The sequence below is a fragment of the Ruegeria sp. AE3 genome (assembly GCF_056542225.1).
This window is the reverse complement of the sequence record NZ_JBQFZL010000009.1, coordinates 93626-119476: the sequence shown is the minus strand read 5'-3', so window position 1 is coordinate 119476 and position 25851 is coordinate 93626. Positions and strand designations below refer to the sequence as shown.

General features: G+C 56.3%; 18 protein-coding genes. 9 read left to right on the top strand and 9 right to left on the bottom strand.

The genetic code is table 11. The features are described from left to right. Both ACR0NZ_RS15585 and ACR0NZ_RS15580 read left to right on the top strand, forming a co-directional pair. Window positions 1–1518 carry an aldehyde dehydrogenase family protein gene (locus ACR0NZ_RS15585; protein WP_480520123.1) on the top strand — a complete coding sequence of 506 codons (1518 nt, stop codon included), beginning with the start codon at window positions 1–3 and terminating at the stop codon, window positions 1516–1518. A 372-nt stretch (window positions 1519–1890) separates the two neighbouring features. After that, window positions 1891–2615, top strand: a protein-coding gene (locus ACR0NZ_RS15580; protein WP_480520154.1) for an IS5 family transposase whose coding sequence is annotated in 2 segments (ribosomal slippage) — window positions 1891–2164 and window positions 2164–2615 — 726 coding nt in all. Because the reading frame shifts where the segments join, the coding sequence is not laid out codon by codon here. 165 nt (window positions 2616–2780) lie between these two features. Here ACR0NZ_RS15580 and ACR0NZ_RS15575 read toward each other — a convergent pair. Continuing rightward, on the bottom strand, window positions 2781–3614 hold the full coding sequence (locus ACR0NZ_RS15575) for a LysR family transcriptional regulator (protein ID WP_480520152.1): 834 nt from the start codon (window positions 3612–3614) through the stop codon (window positions 2781–2783). 141 nt (window positions 3615–3755) lie between these two features. Between ACR0NZ_RS15575 and ACR0NZ_RS15570 the strand changes: the two genes are divergently transcribed. Continuing rightward, window positions 3756–5063, top strand: a complete 1308-nt coding sequence (locus tag ACR0NZ_RS15570) for an aminotransferase class I/II-fold pyridoxal phosphate-dependent enzyme (protein ID WP_480520122.1) — start codon at window positions 3756–3758, stop codon at window positions 5061–5063. Between the two features lie 41 nt (window positions 5064–5104). Here ACR0NZ_RS15570 and ACR0NZ_RS15565 read toward each other — a convergent pair whose 3' ends face one another. The 5 genes from ACR0NZ_RS15565 to ACR0NZ_RS15545 are packed head-to-tail and all read right to left on the bottom strand — an operon-like array spanning window position 5105 to window position 10871. Beyond that, window positions 5105–6124, bottom strand: coding sequence for an Ldh family oxidoreductase (locus ACR0NZ_RS15565; RefSeq protein WP_480494477.1), 1020 nt, complete (start codon window positions 6122–6124; stop codon window positions 5105–5107). Between the two features lie 11 nt (window positions 6125–6135). After that, window positions 6136–6765 carry a DUF3726 domain-containing protein gene (locus ACR0NZ_RS15560; protein ID WP_480520120.1) on the bottom strand — a complete coding sequence of 210 codons (630 nt, stop codon included), beginning with the start codon at window positions 6763–6765 and terminating at the stop codon, window positions 6136–6138. Then, entirely contained in the window at window positions 6762–8450 is a 1689-nt protein-coding gene (locus ACR0NZ_RS15555; protein WP_480520118.1) for a hypothetical protein, read from the bottom strand. The genes ACR0NZ_RS15560 and ACR0NZ_RS15555 overlap by 4 nt, the downstream gene beginning before the upstream one ends. A 4-nt stretch (window positions 8451–8454) precedes the next feature. Next, entirely contained in the window at window positions 8455–9429 is a 975-nt protein-coding gene (locus tag ACR0NZ_RS15550) for a membrane dipeptidase (RefSeq protein ID WP_480520116.1), read from the bottom strand. Beyond that, a complete protein-coding gene (locus ACR0NZ_RS15545) occupies window positions 9429–10871 on the bottom strand; it encodes an aldehyde dehydrogenase family protein (protein ID WP_480520114.1) in 1443 nt (480 codons plus the stop codon). Before ACR0NZ_RS15545 ends, ACR0NZ_RS15550 begins: the two co-directional genes overlap by 1 nt. Before the next feature lie 103 nt (window positions 10872–10974). Between ACR0NZ_RS15545 and ACR0NZ_RS15540 the strand changes: the two genes are divergently transcribed. The 3 genes from ACR0NZ_RS15540 to ACR0NZ_RS15530 all read left to right on the top strand — a co-directional run bounded on the left by ACR0NZ_RS15540 (window position 10975) and on the right by ACR0NZ_RS15530 (window position 16436). Beyond that, window positions 10975–11880, top strand: a complete 906-nt coding sequence (locus ACR0NZ_RS15540) for a LysR family transcriptional regulator (protein WP_480520112.1) — start codon at window positions 10975–10977, stop codon at window positions 11878–11880. Between the two features lie 87 nt (window positions 11881–11967). Next, complete coding sequence (locus ACR0NZ_RS15535) at window positions 11968–15252, top strand: ATP-binding protein (protein ID WP_480520110.1); 3285 nt, start codon at window positions 11968–11970, stop codon at window positions 15250–15252. A 20-nt stretch (window positions 15253–15272) separates the two neighbouring features. Continuing rightward, on the top strand, window positions 15273–16436 hold the full coding sequence (locus tag ACR0NZ_RS15530) for a hypothetical protein (RefSeq protein ID WP_480520108.1): 1164 nt from the start codon (window positions 15273–15275) through the stop codon (window positions 16434–16436). Here the strand turns inward: ACR0NZ_RS15530 and ACR0NZ_RS15525 are convergent. After that, window positions 16433–20032: a flavoprotein gene (locus ACR0NZ_RS15525; protein WP_480488177.1), complete on the bottom strand. Its 3600-nt coding sequence runs from the start codon at window positions 20030–20032 to the stop codon at window positions 16433–16435. The two genes, ACR0NZ_RS15530 and ACR0NZ_RS15525, sit on opposite strands and share 4 nt — an antisense overlap. 318 nt (window positions 20033–20350) lie before the next feature. Next, window positions 20351–21928 (bottom strand): DUF5928 domain-containing protein, encoded by a 1578-nt coding sequence (locus ACR0NZ_RS15520; protein WP_480520106.1) that lies wholly within the window; start codon window positions 21926–21928, stop codon window positions 20351–20353. A gap of 143 nt (window positions 21929–22071) precedes the next feature. On the opposite strand from ACR0NZ_RS15520, the gene ACR0NZ_RS15515 reads away from it, so the two are divergent. After that, entirely contained in the window at window positions 22072–22890 is an 819-nt protein-coding gene (locus ACR0NZ_RS15515) for a sulfotransferase family protein (RefSeq protein ID WP_209599235.1), read from the top strand. Between the two features lie 128 nt (window positions 22891–23018). Here ACR0NZ_RS15515 and ilvD read toward each other — a convergent pair whose 3' ends face one another. Further along, window positions 23019–24851, bottom strand: coding sequence for a dihydroxy-acid dehydratase (gene ilvD / locus ACR0NZ_RS15510; RefSeq protein WP_480520104.1), 1833 nt, complete (start codon window positions 24849–24851; stop codon window positions 23019–23021). Between the two features lie 108 nt (window positions 24852–24959). Between ilvD and ACR0NZ_RS15505 the strand changes: the two genes are divergently transcribed. Both ACR0NZ_RS15505 and ACR0NZ_RS15500 read left to right on the top strand, forming a co-directional pair. After that, complete coding sequence (locus ACR0NZ_RS15505; protein WP_480520102.1) at window positions 24960–25523, top strand: helix-turn-helix domain-containing protein; 564 nt, start codon at window positions 24960–24962, stop codon at window positions 25521–25523. Continuing rightward, window positions 25520–25789: a CBU_0592 family membrane protein gene (locus ACR0NZ_RS15500; protein WP_480520100.1), complete on the top strand. Its 270-nt coding sequence runs from the start codon at window positions 25520–25522 to the stop codon at window positions 25787–25789. The genes ACR0NZ_RS15505 and ACR0NZ_RS15500 overlap by 4 nt, the downstream gene beginning before the upstream one ends. Window positions 25790–25851: the final 62 nt, after the last annotated feature.

Genomic DNA, 25851 nt, shown 5'->3' with positions numbered 1-25851 from the left:
ATGCGTGACCCGTTCAAATCCAGCTACTACCTAAACCCTAGGCATGTCCTATTGGAGGGTAGTGGGACCACGCTGGTCAACCCGTCTACCTTGCAGCCCGTCGGGGTTTTTGGTGAACCGTCGCCGCAGATCGTGGACCAGGTTCTGGATCGGGTCAATGCGGCGCAAAGGAAATGGTCTGCAACGGACTGCAAGTCTCGCGCGCGGGTATTGCATCAGATCGCCAACGAGATCGAAAGCGGCGACATGACTGAGGTCGCCCGTTTGATGACATTGGAAACGGGCAAACCTTACCCTGAATCGATCGGCGAGATTGCGAATATCCCGCCGGTTTTCCGGTACTATGCCGAGATGGCGCGCAATGACGCGGGCAAGATCGCGGGCACCATGCAAACTGGATCTTTTCAGTATCAGACATACGAGCCCTACGGCGTGTCCGTGCATGTGGTTCCATATAATTTCCCCCTCATTCTTGGCTGCTGGTCGATGGCCGCATCACTTGCGGCAGGTAACGGTGTTGTGTTGAAAGCCTCACCCGCAGGAACTTTGTGCACGATGGCGTTCATGGAGTTTTTTCAGGCGCTGCCACAAGATCTTATTGCTTGCGTGCCGGGCGGGGCAGACGTGGGTAAACAGTTGATTGCCAGCCCCAAAACCCATGTGGTCGCCTTTACAGGGTCCGTGCCGACAGGTCGTGCAGTCGCAGTGGCCGCAGCAGAGAGTCTAAAACCGGCAATTATCGAGGCTGGCGGGAGCGATCCACTTATCGTCAGTAAACACGCCGACATCGCGGTCGCTGCTGCCGGAGCAGTGACTGCTGCCTTTTTGCAGTCGGGTCAGGTTTGCACATCGTCTGAACGGATTTTTGTGGTCGATGATGTATATGACGATTTTGTCGACGAGTTCGTGGCCAGAACCCGGAAACTGCGCATCGGCGACGGCATGGGGGTGGCGGAAATTGGACCTCTGGCCTCCAAGGAAGCGCGAGATAAGGTCGTGCGGCTGGTACGCGATGCAACGGAGAAAGGCGCGGTGGTTGAGGTAGGAGGCTGTATCCCGGATGACGTAGGGCCAGGTTGGTTTTTCGAACCAACGATCCTGACCGGCGTGACGGCGGACATGTTGCTAACTCAGGAAGAGGTCTTTGGGCCGGTCGCTTCGGTCATTCGGGTTAGCGACTTTGACCAAGCACTTGAACTGGCAAACGCGTCGCAGTTCGGCCTTGGCGGATGCCTGTTTACCAGCGACTTGGAGGAGGCATTTCAGGGGGTGAATGAACTACAGGTGGGGATGGTTTGGGTCAACAACCCGCTGGTGGACAACGATGCCTTGCCTTTTGGCGGCATCAAGAATTCCGGACTTGGACGCACGCTAGGCCTTCAGGGACTCGAGGCATTCAGGCGATCCAAGATGGTCGTGATCGACCCGAAGGCGAAGGAGGCGGACTGGTGGTATCCATATCCCGACGACTGGTTCTATTCTGATGACGTACAAGGCGGGAGAAAGCACACCGGTTAGGGTGATCGGTGCGACGTGATCGACTCTACATAGGATGATGAGCTAACGGCAGGATAGTCCCGCCAACCGGAACTGCAAAGTCTATTTTAGAATGTCCGGTTCGGGCAGTCCGCGGCCCTCCGGCACAAGCGGGCCAATGGCTGGAAAATCCGCAAGACATCTTCAGCGCTTTTCTACTGTGGGTCTTCCATCCGTCCCAATAAGGTCATTTATCTAAACAACCGGGAATGTGTACAGTTGGTCCGTTAGGTCATGTTGACAAAAGGGATTCACATCTGTCGGCGGGCATGATTCAAGCTGGTATCTACGACGGAGACCAGCTTGGCACGAGACCTGATGTCGGACGAGTAATGGGCGTTCTTTGAGCGGTTCATCTTGGCTGTCCGCGCGCCGAATGGACGCAAGCCTATCAACCACCGCCTTGTTCTTGATGGGATTTTCTGGATTTCCAGGACAGGGGCTCCGTGGCGCGACCTGCCGGAAGAGTTCGGCAAGTGGTTCAGCGTCTACCGACAGTTTCGGCGCTGGACACTGGCGGGGTTATGGGAAGAGATTATGGACGCCTTGAACCGAAGTGGAGCAGTGCCAGACGCCCTGCAAATGATCGATAGCACCGTAATCCGCGCCCATCATCAGGCAGCGGGTGCAAAAGGGGGACTCCGCGACAGGGTTTTGGCCGTTCGAGAGGTGGCTTCACGACCAAGATCCACCTTCTCGTAAACGCACACGGCTTGCCTATGAGGACCGAGATCACACCGGGCCAGACATCTGACTATCGTGGTTTCGATTTGGTCACGGCAGATAATCTGCCTCAGCCGCGCGTGTTATTAGCAGATCGCGGCTATGATGCTGACAAAATACGCAAAAAGATGAATGATCGAGATGTGATGACCCAGATTCCCATGCGGAAAACCAGAAAGATGCGCGTTGGCGTCGACCGCTCACTTTATCGACTGCGAAATCGGGTCGAGCGCTGCTTCAACAAGCTCAAGAACGCTCGGCGTGTTGCAACCCGCTACGACAAGACCGCAGAAAGCTTCCTGGGATTCATCGATATAACGTCCATCCGACTTTGGTTTCGCCATTTGTCAACATGACCTAGATTAATAGTTCCTCTGACATTCGACATAGGCCAAATCCGGCTCCCGCAACCAGGTCGAATAATCTCAACACAGGCAGTTCAGACTACAATTGATCCACTCGATCAATTGCTTAACGTCCTCATCTCGTCAGCCTCATAAACCGAAAGTCAATGGCTTCGGTCAACTGGACAACCAGGCGACAATCTGGTCCGTTTCCAGTCTCCTGCGCGTGCGTTGTGGCAATTGAATCACCAGTCCTCGGTTGGTTTGAAACGACTTGGTATGCGCAACGATCAGCTCGCCCGTGGCCAGGGCGTCTTCGATCAGGCACAGGTGTCCCATCAGTATTCCTGCGCCCGCCTTGGCTTCCTCTACGGCCAGACTGTAGAGGGAGAATTGAGCACCACCTTTGGCATTATACAGGTCATAGCCAGAGTGCTGGGCCCATTTGGTCCAATCTTCACTCCACACCAGATCGTGCAGCAACGGTAAATCCCGAAAACCGTTTGCGCGGCATATTTGGTCCTTAAGCGTCGGGGCACAAACCGGCACGATTTCGTCCGGGCAAACAACCACCTGATTTGCCGTGTCGTTCGGTGGAGCGAAGAAGATTGACAGGTCGAACAGTTCGCGCCCAAGGCTCGGCGGCGCTTCCAGCGCTGTGACGGAAAAACTGATGTCGGGAAAATGAGATCGGATCTGGCGTAGCCTTTTGGGGAGCCAGAGTTGAGCAATGGCCGGCAAGGCAGCGATATGAAAATCTGCATTGGGTTTAAGGTTGCGCAGCGCCTGGGTCGCGTCGGCCAATTGGTCAAAAGCCCGGGTAAATCCAGCAACCAGCGATTGCCCCTCGGGCGTGAGTTCTACGCCTTGTGCGTTGCGTCGGAAAAGGGGTGCACCGGCCCAGCCTTCCAGCGTTTTGATGTGTTGCGAGATGGCGCCCGGTGTGACGTTCAACTCTTCGGCCGCGGCGACAAAGCTGATGTGGCGCGCCGCCGCCTCGAAAGCGCGCATTGCGTTCAGTGGGGGCCCTTTGGGGCGCTTTGGGGAAACGCTCATCATCATAGCCTTAGTTTTTCTACGCCAAGAAATAACAATTCTGCTTTGCGAAGTCACGCAGCAGCGGCCACAGTGGAAGAAAAAGGAGGATGTCAGATGACACTTGCACATAGAGACTGGGTGCCCGCCGCAAGCGAAACGCTGGTTCAGAGTATCTCAACAAAGACAGCATCAGCATCGTCCGGCGACCTACTGGGCCGGATCGCGCATCTGGCAGAGAAAAACCGCCGCATTCACGAGAAAGAGTGTTTCAACCTCAACCCCGCGACAAATGTCATGAACCCCAAGGCCGAGGCGCTTTTGTCGTCGGGTATCGGATCCCGGCCATCGCTGGGCTATCCCGGTGACAAATATGAAATGGGGCTGGAAGCAATCGAAGAAATCGAAGTCATCGCGGCCGAGCTTTGCGCAGAGGTCTTTGATGCCCGGTTTGCAGAGGTTCGCGTGCCGTCGGGCGCAATTGCAAATCTTTATGGTTTCATGGCGACCTGTAAGCCAGGGGATACAATCATCGCTCCGCCTGCAACGATCGGCGGCCATGTGACCCATCATACTGCGGGCTGTGCAGGGCTGTTCGGGCTGCGCACGATCGAGGCTCCGGTAAACACAAAAGGTTACACCGTCGATCTGGACCAGCTGCGCGATCTGGCGCGGGTTGAGCGCCCCAAGCTGATTACGATCGGCGGAAGTCTGAACCTTTTTGAACACCCTGTTGCCGAGGTGCGGGCCATTGCGGACGAAGTTGGCGCGAAAGTCATGTTCGATGCCGCGCATCAGTGCGGGATAATCGCGGGGCGTGCATGGTCGAACCCGCTGAATGAGGGCGCGCATTTCATGACCATGAGCACCTATAAAAGCCTTGGTGGACCAGCAGGTGGATTGATCGTGTCGAATGATGTCGACATCGCCAAAGCATTGGATGCCATTGCTTTTCCCGGGATGACGGCCAATTTCGATGCCGCCAAAACGGCCGCGCTTGCGGTTACGATGCTGGATTGGATAGATTTTGGCCAGGTGTACGCAAACGAGATGATTGCACTGTCAAAAGCACTTGCCGCCGCGTTGGATGCGCGGGGCGTTCGCGTTTATGCGGGTGCGGAAGGCTTCACCAATTCGCATCAATTCGCAGTTCTGGCAGATCCCTATGGCGGAGGGCAGGCCGCATCAAAGAAACTCCGCGAAAGCGGGTTCCTTGCGTGCGGCATCGGATTGCCTGTCAAGCCGGTTGAAGGGGACTTGAATGGGTTGCGGATCGGCACTCCTGAATTGGTTCGCTGGGGCATGACCTCTCAAGATGCCGAGCGCCTCGCCGATTTGATCAGGCGAGGTCTGGACGGCGAGCCTGTTGCTTTGGAAGTCTCTGCCTGGCGCAGTGAATTCGACACGCTGCATTTCGTGAACTAGGCGCAAGCGGCCACCACAATCGCCCGGTCTGGTGGCTGCTCTTAACTGTTTTCCTGAATAATCGCCTCAATTCTGGCCAATGTAGCAGAGTTGACGGCGACACCTTTTTGACCTGCCGCAAGGCGACATGCACGGCGCCCATCTCCGGGCAGGTGCGCGCCGTCCTGATTTCTGATCGACGCGACCAAGTCCGAAATTGCGTTTGAAAACAGTCCATTTGACGAAACCGCAGGATCAATAGCGATGAAGAACTGCCCGGTTTTCGGTGGACCCCCGACCGTCCCCGAGAACGGAGAGGCATGCAGCCCAAGTGTAGACCCCGTCAAAGCTGCCGCCATGATTTCAGTCAGCAAAGCGATACCCACACCTTTGTATCCGCCGGATGGGGCCATGCTTCCTTTCAGACCGACATTCGGGTCTGTTGTCGGGTTTCCATCCGGGTCCAGCGCCCAGCCGACCGGAATGGCTTTGCCTTCTCTGGCGTGTTTCATCACTTCGCTTTTGGCGATGGTGCTGGCGCTCTGGTCGATCAGCAACGCGGGTAGTCCGTCTGTACCCGGTACCGCAACAGAGAACGGGTTGGTGCCGACAACGGGCTTCGATCCGCCCGAAGGTGCAATGGATGCAGGTGCATTGGTGAATCCAAGACCAACCAGACCCGCCTGTGCCAGTCGATACGTGTGATAACCCAACACACCGCAATTGTAGCTGTTGGTGATCGCAAGGGCCGCGATGCCCTGTTCGCGTGCCGCCGTGATCAATGCTTCGAAGCCCAGGTCAATGGCTGCATGTGCGAACCCGGTCGCAGCGTCTACACGGATAAGGCCGGGGCGCGGGGTTTCCAGCGTCGGTACTGCCTGACCGTCGACCTTCCCGCATTGTACATGTTCACAGTAAATCGGGATATAAGCCAGGCCGTGGCTGGCCACCCCATCCGCTTCGGTTGCCGCCGTGGCCACGGCCAGAGGGCGCGCGTTTTCTTCACTTGTGCCAGCGGCAACCAACGCGGTGAAGGACAGCTTTTCGATTTCGGCAAGCGACAAGGTTTGGGTCTCGGTCATCTGATGATCCTTCAGTCATTGTCCGACAGGCCGGAACCAGCGCCAAGCAGTCGGGATTCTTCGGTTGCAGGGGCATATGTACGGTGCGCCATGGAGTTGAGGATCCGCCACACCTCTGCATTTGGAGCGGCACGGCTTTGCAGAGGACGACTGTTTTGAATGTGGCCGCCCTCAGTTATCTCAACATGATCAGCGCGGTCTAAATTGCAGTCTGCGCAGCTTAGGTGAAAACCATCAGTTATCGCAAAAAACCCGTCAAAGGTGACTTTTACTGTCGTTCCCAGTTTTTTGGCCCCCGCAGCGACAAAGGGCAGCAACAGCAGCGGTGCCGCGAGATTTGAAATCGAAATGGTGCCATGGGACAGGACGGTCGGTGAATCCGATATCGCAGCTCCGGTCATCAGGGGGCACAGGTCTTGTTGGCCAACCCATACTCCGTTCTGAAGCACAGGAATGTGGCGTTCCAGACAGGGCGCATATTCACGTTTGAGCAGTTGGGCCAGAATGGCGGGCCCGTCGAACCCTTGGGCGCTTAGCCACCGGGTGGCTTTCGCAGCCTCTTCCGCCACGCCCCAGGCATATCCGGCCCCACGGGTTGCGCGTTTGGCTGTTGCTTCGACTTCGTTCAATGAAAAGGTCATTGCGCAACCTCCGGATAAACCCACAAATCTGCGTTCGCGGTATTTAGCTCATCGGGGTAGGGGGCGCCGGCATACATGCAGATGCGGACCCAGCGATCTGAACGAGGGTCGAAATGCGTCGCGCCAAAGAAGGATAGTTTTGCGCGCAACATATCGATGGGCATCACATTCGCGCCGATTGTGTTGTCATGGATCTCACCATATGGCGCGACACGGCTGATTTGTGCCCGGCGTACGGTGTGGCGGTGCTCAGGGTGGCGCATAAGAAACTCTGCTATCGGCGCATCATCCGGCCACTCTTGCAAAGCCTTGAAAGCCAGTGCCGCATCACGCGCGGGCGCGAGCGGTTGTTCATAGTCTGCAATCGGTTCTTCAAACCGTTCACCCAGTCGGGGTTCCAGTTTCTCTTCGGAAACGTACCAGGCCCGCGCGCAGTTTTTCGGATCACTCCAATCAAGGTCCAGCGCCCAGTCAAAGCTTTGGCGGATCAAGTCGCGCACATCGGATACCCGCATCGCTCCATCAATCACCTGTGCAGCCGCATTTGTGTCCGCCATGCAGCTGGACAGCCCGTCCACGACATCTCCGTAAGGCTCAAGGATCAGCGAGGCCAGCAACTCCTGGCCTTCTTCGCTGAGCGCAGTTTCCGACCATCGGATCATGCGATCCCACGGATGGTCTTGTGTCAGGTCGTCTGTAGCCAGAAATACGTCGATCGAATTCAGGTCGTCCTTTAGCGCAGCGAGTTTTTCAACCTGTATCGGGTGTTCAGATTGCCACCACGTGATTGACTGTTTGCTGCGCGCGAAAACGTCGCGAAAGACACGCGCGTCTTTTTCGGTTGCTGTCTCAATTGACCGCACGCGCGAGATGGCCTCTTCCCGCGCCATGATCCAGTTGTTGAACAGAACGGGATGGTTCACGATGAACGGCGCCATTCCCAGTCCTGTGGAATTTCCGATGCCCAGCCAGCGTGCGATTTCAGGATCAAGCGCGGCGGTCTGACCCCCGCCTTTGACCTGTGCCATAAATTGCACCAGATCGCGTACAAAAACTCGGGTCAGATAGACTGACAGCATTTCGATCTGGAAGGGACCACTGACCTCATTCCGGTCCGCCGTTTTCTCACGATCCGCAGCGCCGAATTTGCCCGACCCGTAAACAGCCGTGGTCCTCATCAGATAGCCGACCTGATAAATCTGTTCCAGGTCCGGTTGCTGGCCCGCAGCCAGACGATCCACCACATGAGCCCAGAGTCGCACGGAACGGTTGGCGCGTGACAGTGACAATTCGGTTTCGCTGACACGCCCTGCCTCTTGCAGCGGTACGTTCAGGGACAGGCGATCAATGTCTTCTGGCGTCGGGATGCCATCAAACAGCGCAAAGGTGGCGTCCCACGCTTCGGCAATAACCCGGTCTGACCGTTGATCGGCAGGCAGGTCATGGGCAAAGGCGACCAGCGAATAGGCGCGATCGGGGCCTTGCGCGGTATAGACCGCATGGCCGACACCTTTGTCGTCAATTTCAAATGCAGGGCGCGAAAATCTCCATTTTTCATCGGCCATGCGGCGTGTCAGTTGCCGCATAAAGCTGAGCCGACATTGGTGTAGTGATCCCAGTCGTGACAGTCGCATGACCATAGCGGGGTCACGTCTGGCGATCTCTGTCTGCGCGTGTGGTTCCATTTGGTTACCTTTGTGGGACGAAGTTCTCGGCAAAGAACCGATACCAGTTCCTGCCCATGATCCCGGCCACTTCGTCATCGTTCAGGCCGGTCGCGCGTAACCCTTGTTCGATGTTTCCAAAGTCTCGGTTGTCCTGAAACCAGCCCGGCATTGGTGGAAACCCCGGGGCCGAGGCCGAGCCTTCGCCATAGTCGATTTCTTTTGTCCACCGCCCCACACGCATCCATTCAACGACGCTGTCGGGCTGATCCTGACACAGGTCAGTGCCGATCCCCAGATGACTGGCCCCATATTTGTCCGCAGTGCGGGCAATCATCTCGCAAAAGCTCTCCAGCGTGCAGTCGGACTTGTCCTTCAGGTGGTGAGGGTAGACCGAAAAACCCAGCATCCCACCGTTTTCAGCCACGGCGCGGATGACATCATCTCGCTTGTTGCGCAGGGCCGGGGACCATTCGTGCGGATTGGCATGTGTGATTGCGATGGGCCGGTCCGAAATCTCAGCCGCTTCGATTGTGGACCGGTCTGCCGAATGGCTCATATCCACCACAAGGCCCACGCGGTTCATCTCTTTGATCACCTGCTTGCCCATTCGGGTGATGCCTGTGTCTTCGGCCTCATAACAACCGGTCGCCAGCAGGGATTGGTTGTTATAGGTCAGTTGCATGAACCGCGCGCCCAAATCGTGCAGGATTTCAACCAGCCCGATATCGTCTTCAATGGGCGACGGGTTCTGAAACCCGAAAAACACGGCGGTCCGGCCTGTTTCACGGGCTGAGTCAATATCGCTGGCCCACCGGCCCTTCATGATCAGATCCGGGTACTGCTCGAACCAACGGTTCCATTTCTCAAAATTCAGAACCGTTTCGCGGAAGTTCTCATGATAGGAGATGGTGACATGGATCGCGTCCACGCCCCCTTCGTGCAGCTGGCGGAAGATCTTCTCCGACCAGTTGGCATATTGCAGGCCGTCGATCCGCATCAGACCGGGCCTGCGCTGATATAGGCGGTTTTGACGGTTGTATAGAATTCGGCTGCCGCCTTGCCTTGTTCGCGCGGCCCGTACGAGCTGTCGCCCCGGCCACCGAATGGTACGTGGTAATCGGTGCCAGCGGTGGGCAGGTTAACCGTCACAACACCGGTGCGCGCGTTGCGGCGGAAATGGGTGGCGCGGGCCAATGATTTGGTCACGATGCCTGAGGTCAGGCCGAAATTGGTGTCGTTGACCACGCTCAGCGCCTCGTCATAGCTGCCGACCTTGATGACGGATGTAAGCGGTGCGAACATTTCTTCGCGGTTGATGCGCATGTCGTTGGTGGTGTTCAGGAACACGCCCGGCGACATGTAGAACCCGTCATGGGGCATCTCCAGGCGCTGACCGCCACAGGCCAGCTCGGCCCCTTCGGATTTGCCCAGGTCGACATAGGTGAGGTTTTCATTCAATTGCTGCTGGCTGACGACGGGGCCCATCTGCACGCCCGCTTCCAGCGCGTGACCCACTTTCATGGCCTGCGCACCGGCAACCAGTTTCTCGACAAAGGCATCATGGATGCCCGCGTGAACCACAAGACGCGACGAGGCGGTGCATTTCTGACCGGTGCCACCAAAGGCCCCGCCCAGAGCCAGCGTCACCGCCAGATCCAGATCGGCGTCGTCCATCACGGCCAGCGCGTTTTTAGACCCCATCTCCATTTGCACTTTGGTCAGGTTCTGGATTGCTGCGGCGGCGATACCTTTGCCTACGGGCACCGATCCGGTGAAGGAAATCGCATTGACCTTGGGGCTTTCCACCAGACGTTGCCCAACCGAACGGCCCGAGCCCATCACAAGGCTGAACAGACCTTTCGGGACATCCTGCCGTTCGATGATTTCAGTCAGGGCCACAGCCGAGGCGGGGGTGATGTTGGCGGGTTTCCACACAATCGCGTTGCCATAGCACAGCGCCGGGGCAATCTTCCACGAGGCCGTTGCAGTGGGGAAGTTCCACGGGCTGATGATTGCGACAACGCCAACGGCTTCGCGGCGCACATCCACTTCGATATCGGGGCGTACGGAATCGGCGTTTTCACCGATCTGGCGCAGACACTCGGCGGCGTAATAAGTGAAGAACTGACCGGCCCGGTAAACCTCACCCTTGCCTTCGGCCAGCGGCTTGCCTTCCTCGCGGCTCAGCAATGTACCCAGTTCTTCGGCGCGGGCCATCAACTCGTTGCCGATGGCGTTCAGGACGGCCTGTTTCCGCTCCAACCCGTAGGCAGCCCATTCGGTCTGCGCGACGCGCGCCTGATCCAGAGTCGCCTCAAGCTGATCGGCGCTGGCCTGTGTGAACATGCCAACCAGATCGCTTAAATCCGAAGGATTGCGGTTTTCAATTTCGCTTTCGCCCGCCAGCCATTCGCCGGCAATCAGGTTCAGTTTGGTCACGTCAGGCCCCAAATTCGCAAATTTCGATTTGGGTAAGGATGGAACTTTCGACTAACATCAGTCAAACTCAAATAACTTTAGTAAACTTCAGAAAGTTTGAAGTATGGCGATGAAAGTCGAGATGCTGCGGTGTTTTTGTACCGTGGCCCAAACCGGAAACCTTGCCGAGGCTGCCAGCCGTCTGGGTCGGACACAATCCGCCGTCTCAATGATGCTGAAACAGTTTGAAGATCATCTGGGCAAGAAACTGTTTGAAGGTGAACGGAAAAATCACCTGTCGCCGCTGGGTCAGCAGGTTCTGGACCTTGCGCTCAAACAGGTGCGCGATTTTGATCAGACTGTTCAGAATATAGAAATGGCGGCGCAGGCGGAACATGGGTTGATCCGTATCGTATCCGTGCCGTCTGTGGGGGCTTTGGTCTTTCCCGCCTTGCTGGGACATATGGCATCACGCTTTCCCGGATTGAAGATCGAGTTGCGAGACGGGGATTCGCAACAGGTTCTGGACGCCGTTGCCGGGGATAAGGCGGATATCGGCATTGCATCCGGCCATCATCCCCTGAACGGGGTCAATACCGAGCCTCTGTTTCAGGATCAGTTCGGACTCGTTGCAGCTTCTGATCATCCGCTTATGACACAGGCCAAACCGCCCGAAATCCGTGACCTGATGGCGGCACCCTTCGTGCGAAACGCCTTGTGCGACATCATTGAATCATCTTCGTTCAAAAAGATTCTGGACCGGGCCGAGGTTACTATTCACAACACGCACTCGCTGATCACAACGGTCAGGGCAGGCCAGTGGATCACGGTCCTGCCGCAGACCGTCGCGCAATTCATCCCGGACGCGGTCGCCTTTCGCCCGATTTCAGATTTGCCGGACAAGCGAGAGGTATACCTTTACCGTCGAGAAAGAGCCCGCTTCCGCGAGATCACCCAGGCCTGCTGTTCGTATATCCTGTCCAGCGGTTTCGGAAACACTGGCTTGGTGCAGGAGCCAGTTTTGGATTAACCCTGCTCAAAAACACAAATTAATTAGGTTCTAGCAGACTCGAAGCGGCTCACATGCTAGGTTCCAGGTTGAAGCGGGGGACTTCAGATGGGAAACATGTCTCAGGACCTTAGGGGCTGGCTGAGCGCAATTGGATTAAACGAGTACGCGCAGGCCTTCGCAGACAACAAAATCGATTTCTCCATCCTGCCTGATTTGACGGCCGAGGATTTGATCGAAATTGGGGTGACGGCCGTCGGTGATCGGCGGCGGCTGCTGCGCGCCATCGAACAGATTGATACCAGCCAAACATCAGCAGAGCCTGAACCTGCTGCACAGCTCGAGCCCGCGCGCCGACAGGTTACAGTGATGTTTGCCGATCTTACCGCATTCACGAAACTATCCAGTGAGCTGGATGCAGAAGATCTGCATGCGCTGCTGAATCAATTCTTCAGCAAAGTGGACAATGTCGTCGAAAAGTATGGTGGTCGTATAGACAAGCATATCGGCGATGCGGTCATGGCCGTTTTCGGAGCGCCGATTTCACATACCAATGACACCGAAAGGGCGGCGCGTGCTGCTGCCGAGATACATGCAGTTCTACCGACTTTGTCACCACCGCTTTCCTGCCACATCGGTATTGCGTCAGGTCAGGTCATTGCCAGTACGACCGGAAGTCAGTCGCATACAGAATACACTGTCACAGGGGATGGGGTAAATCTGGCGTCCCGTCTGACGGATATTTCCGCAGGCGGCGAGACTCTGGTTTCACATGACATTCAGCGCGCGTTGGGACCGCTATTCGTGGGCGAATCCCTTGGTGTGAAGGCCATCAAAGGGCTGAATGATCCCGTTGAAATTTGGCGTCTGGATCGATTGGCCCGGAACATTCGCACACGGCGTCATAAGTTCATCGGGCGCGAGCGGGAGTTGTCGGTGTTCTCGGCCACATTTGACCGATGCAAACGCCACGGCAAGGGCGAAGTCCATGTGATTCTGGGTGAGCCCGGGATCGGAAAAACCCATTTGTCCGAGCAAGTCGCTGAACTGGCATCCGGCCAGTCCTACACGATCCACAACGGTGTCGTGATGGATTTCGGCGCGCGCGAAGGGCATTCGGCCATTCAGATGGTCGCCCGCAGCATTCTGGGTCTTGACCCGTCGGATGGCGCGAAAACGGGTGCCGCAGCGGCCAGGGACGCAATCGCCAGGGGCTGGGTCAGCCCCGCGAACGCCGCGCACCTCAACGCGCTGCTTGAGCTGGAGCAGGACGCCGGTCTGGCCGAGGTGTTTGCGGTGATGGACAACAAGACCCGCTTGCGCGGAAGGCGGCAGGTCATTGAAGAGTTGCTGTCGGCCAGCAGCCGGGAAGCCCCCCTGCTGATCCAGATCGAGGACATCCACTGGGCCTCGCCCGAGATCCTGGTGACCTGCTCTCATATTGCGGCGGCGACGCGGAATATCCCTTGCGTGTTGATGATGACCAGCCGGGTTGAAGGCGACCCGATTGACCGGGACTGGCAAATGGCAACCGATGGCGCGCCGGTGTCCAAGATGGAACTGGCGCCGATGGGCGAGGAACAGGCCAGACTGTTGGTCGAAGAATTCACGGCCATCGACCCCGAGTTGCTGGAAACCTGTGTCAAACGCGCCGGGGGCAATCCGCTGTTTCTTGAACAGTTGTTGCGCAATACAGATGTACTTACCCAACAAAGCGTGCCCGGCAGTATTCAGGGGATCGTTCAGTCCCGACTGGATGCACTGGATCGAACCAGCCGCGCCGCCATTCAGGCAGCATCGGTACTGGGGCAACGGTTCTCGGCAGAAGTGCTGAACTTCATTCTGGGTGAAGGGCATCTGGATACGACCAGCCTGATCCGATCCGCGCTGGTCCGAGAGGCAGGGCCTGACCTCATGTTTGCCCATGCGCTGATCCGGGATGGATCCTATGCAACGTTGGTCAAATCCGAGCGTGCGCGCCTGCACAGACAGGCCGCCAAGTGGTTCGAGGATCGCGATGCGACCCTATGCGCACAGCATCTGGACCGGGCTGGGGCGAATAACGCCGCACAGGCGTATCTGGACGCGGCGGAGAAACTGATCCAGGCCTTCAGATTTGACGATGCCAGCCCATTGATCGAACGCGCCCTGGAACTGCCGTCCCCCGCAGGTGTCCGGTTCGATCTGCTTTGCGCTCGGGCTGAGACGCACAGGCTTCAGGGTCTGTCCGGCGACGCACTGCGTGAGTTTCGGGAAGCTGCACGCGTTGCCGAAACCGATGAGCAAATAAGCCGCGCGTATATCGGGCTCGCGCAGGCTGCGCGGCAATCCAGCCTGTATCAGGACGCGCTGGAGGCACTCGATATGGCTGAAACCGCCGCCGAGCGTTGCGGGTCAGAGCGGGATGTGGCGCAGATCAATTATGTGCGCGGTAATGTCTTTTTCCCTCTGGGTCGGGACAAGGAAGCGCTAAGCGCCAATGAACGCGCCCTGACGCTTGCCCGCAAACTTGGATCTGCCCGCCTCGAGGTTGGGGCGCTAAGCGGATTTGGTGATGCAAACTTCATGAAAGCCACCATGAAGACAGCGACAGGCTTTTATACGCAAGCTGTTGAACGAGCGCGCGAAAAAGGGCTGGTCCGCGATCTGGCCGCCAATCTGCACAATCTCAGCGTCGCGCGCAGTTACACCGGGGACGTAGCACAGGGCAAGGCGGACGCCATTGAGGCCATCGAAGTCTCGCAAACGTATTTTGCCTTTGTTCCGGAATGCGTTGCACAGACCTGCCTTGGCGTGGCCGAGACCTTTTTGGGCAACCTTGATCAGGCACTGGAAGCGTTCAGTGTTTCAGCTGAAATTGCGGAACGCGTCGGTGCAAAACGCCTAGAGGCGCAGGCCCTTGAACATCTGGCGCGAACGCAGGTTTATGCCGGAAAGTTGGACCACGGTCGGGAAACAGGTCGTCGCGCGGTTGAAATCGCGCTTGAACATGGGCGGAACTTTGTAGGGCCCAAGGCCTTGTCGGCCCTGGCAATGGCCGAGGCCAACCCTGATGAGCAAACGCGCTTGTTGAACCTGGGGTCTGAGATCATTTCCGAGGGATGTGTGGGTCACAGTCACCTTCACTTTTACTCGGACGCCTGCGCCGTCATGCTGGCGCGCGGCGATTGGGACGCAGCAATTGAATATGCGGATGGGCTTGCAGCCTTCACGACTACCGAGCCTTTGCCAATGGTCGATTTATCCATTTGTCAAACACGACTTTTGGCTGAAAGCGGACAGCAGAACACTCCGCCAATACAACACGGGGGGTATGCCGATCTGACAACGCAGTTTGCCGCTATGGGTATCACGCAATCCCTTCTGGGTTCAGTGGGGTTTCTGGCTGATTAGGTGACACGGCAGGAGGCTGAATGAGCGTTGAAAGAAAGGTGTGGCTGATTTCTGGCTTGTTGACCCTTGGGCTTGGGGGTCTCTTGCTCAAACTTTGGATCGAACTGAATCATTTTGAGGGTGATCCCACTCAACTTCCGGATCAGGCATCAGTGGACGCATATCTGGAAAAACTGGATGCCGTGCCGGATTACCGCGTTAAAACGGGGATCTTCTTAAAATCATTCAGCTTTCTTGGTGCCAGCGACGTGCAGGTCACCGGTTACGTCTGGCAGCGCTACATCACAGGTGTTCATGATGAGATCCGTCCGGCCGAGGGTGAGATCGGTTTTCTTCTGCCGGAAGCGGTCGATACAGCAAACGGCCTGATCGAAGAGGCCTATCGGCTGCCGCAACAAGATGGGTTGCTGATCGGGTGGTATTTTGAACAAACCCTTCGGCAGAGTTTTGACTACACCCGCTACCCCTTTGATCACAAAACGGTCTGGGTGCGCTTCTGGCCCGCATCTTTTGACATCAATGTTGCGCTGGTTCCTGACTTTGAGGCTTATTCCGCGACCGGTCCGGATGATATTTTCGGCATTGACAGTCAGATCGTGATGGGTACGTGGGAACGTGAGAACACCTATTTCGACTATAAGTTGTCAAGCCTGGATACGACGTTGGGCATCGCTCAGAACGCCTATCAAACCAACATGCCCGAGCTGCATTATAACTTTGTCATCAAACGCAATTTCGCAAACGCGTTCATCGTGCACATGGTCCCGCTGCTTGTCGTGACAATGCTGCTGTTTGGGGCGCTGATGACCGTCACGCGCCGCGAGGGGCTGGCCGATCGGCATGACTTCAGCACGTCCAGTGTAATCGGAACCTGCTCGGTTCTGTTTTTCGTGATCCTGTTGGCCCATGTGCAGCTGCGTGAAGGGTTCGCAGGTTCTCCTGTGATCTATATGGAGTCGTTCTTTTTCCTGATGTACTTCATGCTGCTGGCAGTTTCGGTCAATACATACCTGTTTGCGTCCGACGTTGAGACGTCGTTGCGGATCATCCACTATCGGGACAACCTTATTCCCAAGGCCGGGTTCTGGCCGTTCGTCCTGCTTTGTATGGTGGTGATCACGGCCTATAATCTCAGTTCCAAGGAAAGCCCGAAACCGCCACCAGTCAGCACAGTGGAAAACTAGATAGCCGGCTCGAATCCGGGCTTGGGTTCACCCTGCGCCATATCCAGCGTGTAGTCGCTGATGACATCTGATTTGCCGTCACGCCAGTTTTGCATGTACTTTTCAGGATCGGCGATCACATAGGCGTAGGCGGGTTTCATCACGCCATCCAAGATCACGTTGATCTTTTTGCGGATATAGACGTTCTTGGACGAGCCCGGACCATGATAACCTTCCAGCTTGTCCAGCTCGTGCAGGCCCGATTCCGTCACCCGGTAAACCTCTCCGCTTACTTGTTTGCCCATGCCCTGCTGATCGACAAGGGTCGCCATTCGGTGCAGGAAGCCACAGTTCGGATTGTCGCAGTACGGTTCATTTGGAACGATCAGGGGCATTGGTTGCCGCGTGCGGGCAGGCCCGACGAAGTCATTCAAGACCCGGCTGTGTGCCTCATGGTTCGGGAACCCCTGTTTCAGGGAGCCGTATGTGAAATACAGATAGGTGGGTTCCTGAACGGCAATAAAGGTTTCGTCACGGCCCTGTTCCGCGTTTTTTATCTTAAGGTTGTGGTCTCGCGCCCAAGCATCCAGCATGGTCCGTATCTCGGGGGCGATATCCATGCCCTGAACAAATTTAATGCACGAGGTTGCATCCATGCCTTTGGCGCGCAACAGGATGTCGACCATCCTTGGGGCTTTGTTCATCACAGCCACATGCAATGCCGTGAAACCGTGATCGTTGACGATATTGACGTCGATATCGCGGTCGATCAAATCCTGTGCCGCTTCATAATCTGGCTTGCCCAGATCGTGACCGCCTTCGTTCAATTCGCCTTCGCCGCCAGCCGCATAATGCAGCAATGAATCGCCGTGGGCTTCGTCCACGATATTGACTCCCACGACACCTTCATCGATGGCGCGGAACACACGTTTCCATTCATTGATATCATCGGCGGCGGCAGCCTCTCGGGCCCATTTGCACACGCGGTATTTCTGGTCGTCCAGTTCTTCGAATGCGTCGCCCAGTGCTTCCATGATCTGGTCAGGCGTGGCCATCATACCAATCCCCATCCGGCCGTTGGACAGGCGGCCCTCCCGAGGGCCTATGAAATCGATGCCCAGCGTCTTCAGCCTTGCGACATTGTTCTGGGTGGTGATGTTGTTCCACATATTCGTGTTGCAGGCCGGGCACAGGATCACGGGCTTCTTCTGGTACTGCCACGCCACAAAGACAGAGGTCAGAAGGTTATCGGCGATCCCGTTTGCCACCTTTCCCATGGTGTTGCAGGTGATGGGAGCGACGATCACGCAATCGGCCCAGTCACAAAGCGCCAGATGCGACGCACGCACTGGCATGTCGAATTCCATGTAACGGAAATTCCATTCATCATCGTCGCGGTAATAGTCGTTATGGGTGATCTTGGCGTCGATCCGTTCAGCGCCGAAGTCCCGAAAGAACTTTTCAGCCGAAGTGGAAGGGATCAGTTTGACATTGTGTCCGGCGTCGACGATGCGCTCAACAAGTTCTGGTATCTTGTCTGCCGCCGATGACCCGCAGGCACAAAGCAGCACGTTGCGTTTGCCGCTGCTTACCTCGTTCATCACACCTTTGGGATAGCCGAACATGTTCTTATTCAGGCTGGGTGTCTCTTCAAGCTTGGAAACGGGAAGACCTGCTTCGATCATGCGGTCCTGAAGGTGACCTGCCTTGATCATGTCCACAATGTCTTCCAGCTTTTCGCCTTTGCTGATGCACTGGCCTTGGAAAAACAGGTAGGGAACTTTGGGTTTTTCACCTAAAGATATCAGCTGACGTCGCATCTTTATCGCGTTGGGGTCGCGACCGCCCACATCCACCTGCTTTACGCTGGTCGCACCGATGTTCGAAAGAACACTTCTGAGCATGTAGGACCACGGGTCTTCATCTTCATAAAACAGAACCATGGGGTTGTTCCGGATAATGCTGGCGACATCCCCGGGATCTTCGGGCGGCTCAACTGTTTCGATCACCAGCAAAGCCGGGTCCTCCAGATCGCGCAGGCCGCGGAAGATGTTGCCACGAGGGGCTTGCCAGACCTGTGACGTTGCGGGGCTCATGTCGACGATCGTCACAAGGTCGGTTGCTTCATCATATGCGATACACAGGCACCAGAATTCTTCGAGCAACGCGGTTTCCCGGTAAACGTTTACCGGCGGGCGGATGGCTTCGATCCCGGTTACCCGATTAAAGTCGATATTGATCATCAGGTGACGGTCCGTGTTGGCGTCCAGGCCCTGTAGTTGCATCTTGAACCAGTCTTCGGGGGTAAGGATCGATGTGTCCTCGCGCGTTCCGAAACTGCGAAGTGAACTGCTCAGGTGTATGTTTTCAGCCGCGTTCAGATATTTCTGGGCCATGTTGTGCATGTCCGCGGCCGTGGCCACCCGTGAGACAACATCCGTGAAAGAGGCTTCGGTGGCCCGCAGCAGCTCGTCTTCGTCCACCTTGTCATCGCCGTGAATGGCCAGGCTTTCCACCAACACACCTAAGGAGTTCATGTTCGGAGTGGCGCGGCGGAACAGGTTGCGCCGTTTCTTGGGGTCTTTTGCCAGATAGAGCGTGCTGTCGACATAGTTGCATCGTTGCTTGAATGTCTTCAGATGCGTCTTGACCGCGGCACGCGCCGAGAAGCGCAAAATGCCACGCGACCGCATCGAGGTTCCGTCACGGTCCGACATCGCCTTCCAAAGCCGGTCTGCGGTTGTAACCCAAAGCTTGCCGTATTTCTCAGGATGTACGTCCATCATGTGCACCAGCCCAGTGCTTGGGTTGCACTTGGCGATTACGGCAAAATGCCCGCCCGGCATATTCGCTTTGCCATGGGCGACGCCGACCTGAAAATTCGCCACCAGAATATCATTGTCACCACCCAGCCGGTTGGATTCGTCAATCGCATCCAGCAACAGCTGCACGTTTGTCGTGTCCTCGTCCATGAAATAGGCCTGAACCTGAACACTGTCCCGCAAGCCCTGCGAATGAATGTAGGTACAGGCGACGTCAAACAGCTCACCCAGTGAGATACCGTCATTGACGACGAAAGACGAAGGCAGCGCGCATTCACGGAAAATGTCGTTCACTTCGCAACTGAAGCCCAACGCGGACATGCTGAGGGCGGCAGCCGTCACGCTGCAACAATTGATCGGCTGCTGGAAGTTCTGCAATTGAACACTGACCAGATCGCCGAACATCGTGGCGAAGCAGGGTTGCCGGATTTCCTCTGGTATCTGACGCCAGTTCTCGCTGGACAGAAAAGCCACCCGCGATCCGTCCAGCGCGAGCGCTTCGAGGCTGACGGGAATGTCTGATATCTGAAGGTGCTCTTCATAGAAATAGTCACCGACATCCGCGCTGGCCAAAGGATTACCATTCTGCCGCAGCTGAACCACACCGCGCAGAACAACATACATGCCGCTTGCTGGCAGAACCGTGTTGTCGGTCACCTCGATACATTCGAAATGACGGTTGATGACTGACGGGTCGGCAATCTTGGCCTCGCCCGGCAGAACCTTGTATATCAGGTTCCAGTCTGCGTCATTTGGGATATATGATCTGGATGTTTCAATTTGATCTATAAGCACAACTGTTCCCCCCGGAGTTGCGTTTCAAATGTCTAATTGCGGCCAGCAGGGGCTTTCGGGTTTTCGATGCGCAGATACCCGTCATTCAGAATTAAGGACGCGTCTGTTTTTGCCTTTCACTGGCCAGGGCCGGCCTGCCAAAGAGAAAAAGTATAAGCAAATTGGCCCAATTGGCTGCACAGTATCCGATTTTTGAATAAAAATCACGATGGCAGTGATGTTGGGTTTTAGGCTGTCCTTTCCGACAGGCAAATATGCGGTGCACCCAATGCAGCAAAGGGGGCCGAAAAGCTGTCGGATGTCAGGCTGACTTTCCGTTTAGTCGGCGAACAGGTAGTCCAGCCGCATCACCGCGTCGGCCTTTTCTTTGTCCACCCCAAGAAATTCGGATATGACAGCTATGTTTTCGGCGCGCTGGGCGGTTTCCCGCAGTCGCAGGTAATTGTCCAAACCGGCGGCGCGGATTTGTTGGGACTCGTAACTCAGGTCGTTGCGAAGTGTCGGCAGCAGATGGGAAACAGTCTCAACCGGGCTGTTGTCACCCGCCAATCCGACGCGCCGCGCGTGGCCAATCAGGTATTCGTCCGAGTATTCGCATTCGATCTCAAGCACATGGGTTTTGGCCTGATCACCGCTGAAATCCTGAACAACGTCCAGATTGGCCGGGTCGAGGCACAGAACCAACTGGTCTGATCCGAAACTTTCGAAAAGCATTCGTACAACGGCCCGCCGATGGCGCGAGCGCTTGGTCAGCGTCGTTTCAATACCGCCCAGATCAGGCAGTTGGGTATCCTCTTCGTTAAACAGGTATTCGACGCAGGGGATATCTGTTTCAGACGCGATTTGATCGACCAGCCTTTTGGCGACATGCCACTTTTTGCACACAATCACAAACAGCTCTCGGTCGGGGCCCAGAACACTTCCAGCCTCCCAGAAGCGTTGCCCGAACCGGCGCCCGATGCGCCCCCGGCCAGCCAGAAACGCATAAAGGCCACGCCCCTCGTTCGAGATGGGAAAGTCGATGCCCTCACTCGCATAAAGTGAGCCGAGACGCTCTTTCAGCTCATGCGCCTCTGGGCTGATCTTGCGGGCAAACAAATAGTCCTGACCCAGAAGCATGTCATAGTGATCGTTGTAGAACGTGACGGGCATTCCATAATCCGAAAACATCAGAAATGTCGGTGTACGGTTTTCGATTTCACCTTTCGGGATCAGGTGGCGTACCAGCGTTTGAAAGAAGGTTTCATCGGGTATCCAGGTGGTTGCAAAAAACCGGATCACGTCCCTGCGCTGCCTTAGGAAATCCAGGATCATCTCAATCGTTCGGCGGCGAAGACACCACCATTGGCTGCCGATCATAACCTGAAGGTCTTCGGGAATTTGCCGCATCAGCCCAAAACGCCTCTGTGTTTCATAGGCGGCGTAGAACAGTTTCGGCTGGGTGCGTTCATTGAAATAATGGCGATAGATCAACCGGTCTTCTTTCATGCCGGTCTTGATCCAGTCGCTTTCGAAAAAGTCGTGGCTTTCAATGAAATCCTTGTCGTGATCATCCAGAAACCGGTGGGTGTATTCTGCGGTTTTGATCGCCATGCAATCACCGGACAGCATGTAAAAATGCGTGGCGCGGGGGAAGGTTTCGACGGCGGCCTGCAAGGCGTTCAGCGTGGCCTGCACCAGCGACCATTCTCCCCAGCCGCATTTGATGCGCCTTTTAGCAAAGGTCACGTTCGGATTTTGATCCAGCGCGGAACGAATGCGCCCGTAGCCTTCGGCGCTGGCACGGGCGTCAAAGTGGATGGCCATGCAATCGCCCGCAGCGGTCAGCTGTTCGGCCTGTGCAATGATTGCATCAGGGTCTTTATGGCATAGCAATATATAGGCAATCTTCGCCATCGAGGTTAGGTAATTTCCGTTTCTGCCCGGTTTCAACCGTGATACTGAGGATGAGCGATTGAATAAACAGAATAATTTTGGTTCCTTGTTATCAAAAGCTGGCATATCGGTTTGAGACCAGACCAGCGTAGGAGGCACAGCAGATGGGTTTTCCCGGTACCTGGATGACCGAGAGCGAAAGCATGGTGTACCGCGTTGTGCCAAAATGCGCCTGCTCGACCATTGGGCAGATCATGTATTATTCGGATCACGGTCAGTTCTTTGACGGTGACATCCATGACGCCAAGGATGGCATGCACAAATGGGCCTTTGATCAGAGCCAGGACCTGATTTCCAAAAATGTGCGCGATCACGCCTCGTATTCCTTTACCTGTGTGCGCAACCCGTACACGCGTATTCTGAGCTCGTTTTTCGACAAGATCTGCGGGATCCAGCGCAACGGCAAACGGTATCGTGGCAATCTGGTGCCGACGCTGATCTACAATTACGGGATCGAGGTGGGCGGTGACGATGGCAAGGGAGAGTTTGACCAAATCGCCAGCTTTCGCCGGTTCCTGCTGTTTGCGCGTGATACCATCCGCTGGCGGCGTCCGATGGACCCGGACATTCACTGGTCAGCCATGTCTGGTCACGTGTCGACCTTCATCGTGAACGGTGGTCGTTATGATCGGATCTTCTGGACCGAAGCGTTCAACGACGGGATGCAGGGTGTCTTGGACAATACAAAGCTGAAGCATTCTGTTTCGCTGTCCGAAATACCCCGGTTCAACGAATCCGAAGGCCACGGACCCAAGCGCGCGCATCCGGTTGAAGACTATTTCGACGACCTGTCGATGCATCTGGTCTATGAGATCTACAAGCAGGATTTTGAGCTGTTCAAATACGATTTCGAAAACCCGGCCAACAAGATGCCGATTGGCGAAATCGATCTGGATGAAATTCACGCCAAACTGGGCGATTGATCCTTAGGCAGGATGACCCGTCCATCGTCAACGTTTCTTGCGAAACATTTAATCTGGTTGCGCCCGGGTGCGCCTGTGCATGATCGACTTACCGGTCTGCCGCGTCAGCAGACCGGTAATCTATCAGTTTAGACCTGACGCACGGCTCCTTTCGCCGCGCTGGTGGTCAGTTTCGCATAGGCCTTCAGCGCAGTAGACACCTTGCGTTTGCGCGGCGCAGCAGGCACCCAGCCCTTTGCGTCCTGTGCTTCGCGCCGGGCCGCAAGCTCTTCATCTGAGACGGCCAGATGGATCGAGCGGTTGGGGATGTCGATTTCAATCGTGTCGCCATTCTGTACCAGACCAATCTCTCCGCCTTCGGCCGCCTCGGGCGAGACATGGCCGATCGACAGACCGGAAGTGCCGCCCGAAAACCGCCCGTCGGTCAGCAGGGCGCAGGCTTTGCCAAGACCCTTCGACTTCAGGTAAGACGTTGGGTACAGCATTTCCTGCATCCCCGGACCGCCACGCGGGCCTTCATAGCGGATCACCACAACATCGCCCTCTTTCACCTTGCCGGTGAGAATGTCGCTAACAGCCTGATCCTGGCTTTCGCATACATAGGCCGAGCCGGTGAATTGCAGGATATTGGCATCCACACCAGCGGTTTTCACGATACAGCCGTCGCGGGCAATGTTGCCGAACAGAACCGCCAGACCGCCATCCTGACTGAATGCGTGTTCCTTGGACCGGATCACGCCGCCTTGGCGATCGGTGTCTAGTTCCTTGAACCGGTTCGACTGGCTGAACGCCTGTGTGGTGCGAACTCCGCCGGGGGCGGCCTTGAACAGCTCCTGTGCTTTGGGATTGTTGGCGATGGTGATGTCCCAGTTGGCAATCGCCTCGCCCATCGTGGCCGAATGCACTGTACTGCATTCGTTGTGCAGCAGGCCCGCGCGGCTGAGCTCACCCAGGATCGAGAAGATACCACCGGCACGGTGGACGTCTTCCATATGCACGTTCTCGGTATTGGGAGCGACTTTGCAGAGGCAGGGAACACGACGGCTGAGGCGGTCCATATCGGCCATGGTGAAGTCAACTTCACCCTCATGCGCGATGGCCAGCAGGTGCAGCACCGTGTTGGTCGATCCACCCATGGCGATATCAAGGCTCATGGCGTTTTCGAACGCTTCAAAGGTGGCAATCTCACGGGGCAGAAAGCCTTTTTCGTCCAGATCGTAATGGCGCTTGGTGATCTCGACGATGCGGCGGCCAGCCTCAAGGAACAGCTCTTTGCGGTCTGCGTGTGTCGCCAGAGTCGACCCATTGCCCGGCAGGGCTAGGCCCAGCGCTTCGGCCAGACAATTCATCGAGTTCGCGGTGAACATGCCCGAGCATGAGCCACACGTGGGGCAGGCGTTTTCTTCGATGTGCTGAACCTGTTCGTCAGTGAACTTGTCATCTGCGGCGGCGACCATAGCGTCCACAAGGTCAATCTTCTTGGCTTCCAGATCGGCGATGTCGATCTTGCCCGCTTCCATCGGACCGCCCGAAACGAAAATGGCCGGGATGTTCAGACGCATGGCGGCCATCAGCATACCCGGGGTAATCTTGTCGCAGTTCGAAATGCAGACCATAGCGTCCGCACAATGGGCGTTGACCATATATTCGACCGAATCTGCGATCACTTCGCGTGAGGGCAGCGAATACAGCATTCCGTCATGGCCCATGGCGATACCGTCATCCACGGCGATCGTGTTGAACTCTTTCGCCACACCACCTGCGGCTTCGACCTCGCGCGCGACCATCTGGCCCAGGTCCTTCAGATGAACGTGACCCGGCACAAACTGGGTGAATGAGTTGACGATGGCGATGATAGGTTTGCCGAAATCGTCATCACCCATACCTGTGGCCCGCCAAAGGCCGCGTGCGCCAGCCATATTGCGGCCATGGGTAGAGGTTCTGGATCGGTACAATGGCATGATGCTGTTTTCCCTGTTGCCTCGGGTTGCATAATTCGGGGTTCGTACGTTATAGCGCACGTAGCACATGTGCGTTATAACGTACAAGGTAAATCGCAGAGCGCGGGTATGGCTATGGACGACATTACGCTGAAATTACGGGATGTGCGGGCAGCCTCGGGGTTGAGCCTGTCCAGAGTCGCCGAAATGACCGGTGTCAGCAAAGCCATGCTGGGCCAGATTGAACGCGGCGAATCAAGCCCAACGATCGCCACGCTTTGGAAAATCGCCAAGGGCTTTCAGATACCGCTCAGCGGGTTGATCGACACGACTCTGGGCGATCCATCGGTCTTTCAGACTGTAACCTTTCCCGGCAGTATCGAGGTCAAGATTGTCTTTCCCTTCGATCCCGCGCTGGGTGCCGAGACCTTTCATGTGAACCTTGCCGCGAACCAAAGCCACGAGTCCCCGGCTCATGCCGCCGGGGTGACCGAGGAAGTATTTGTCCTCAGCGGCACTTTGGAAATTCTGCGTGGCGAGGATTGGGCGCCCTTGCAGGCCGGGCAGGGGTTGCGCTTTGCTGCGGACCTGCCGCACGGGTATCGCGCCGGTTCGCAGGGGGCCGCGTTTCTGAATATGCATCACTATGCGCAACACACTGAATCTCCTGAAAACGGCACGGCCCAGACATGACGGCTATTTTTGACACGCTTACCATCGTGGATGCCATCGGCTCATTCGGGGCGCTGATCGTGGTGGCCGCGTATTTCGCGACGCAGATGCGGATGATGAATTCCGATGATCTGGCCTTTCCGATGTTCAACCTGCTGGGGTCTGTCTTGATCGTCTTTTCGCTGCTTGAGAATTTCAATCTGGCCTCGATGCTGATCGAAGGGTTCTGGATTGTGATCAGTGTCATCGGCATCATCCAGCATTTCCGCCTGCGCAAGGCGCGATAAATCCAGCGGTTAACAAGCGCTAGCGCTATCCAGCCTTGAACGCCCATGCCACGGGGTATAGG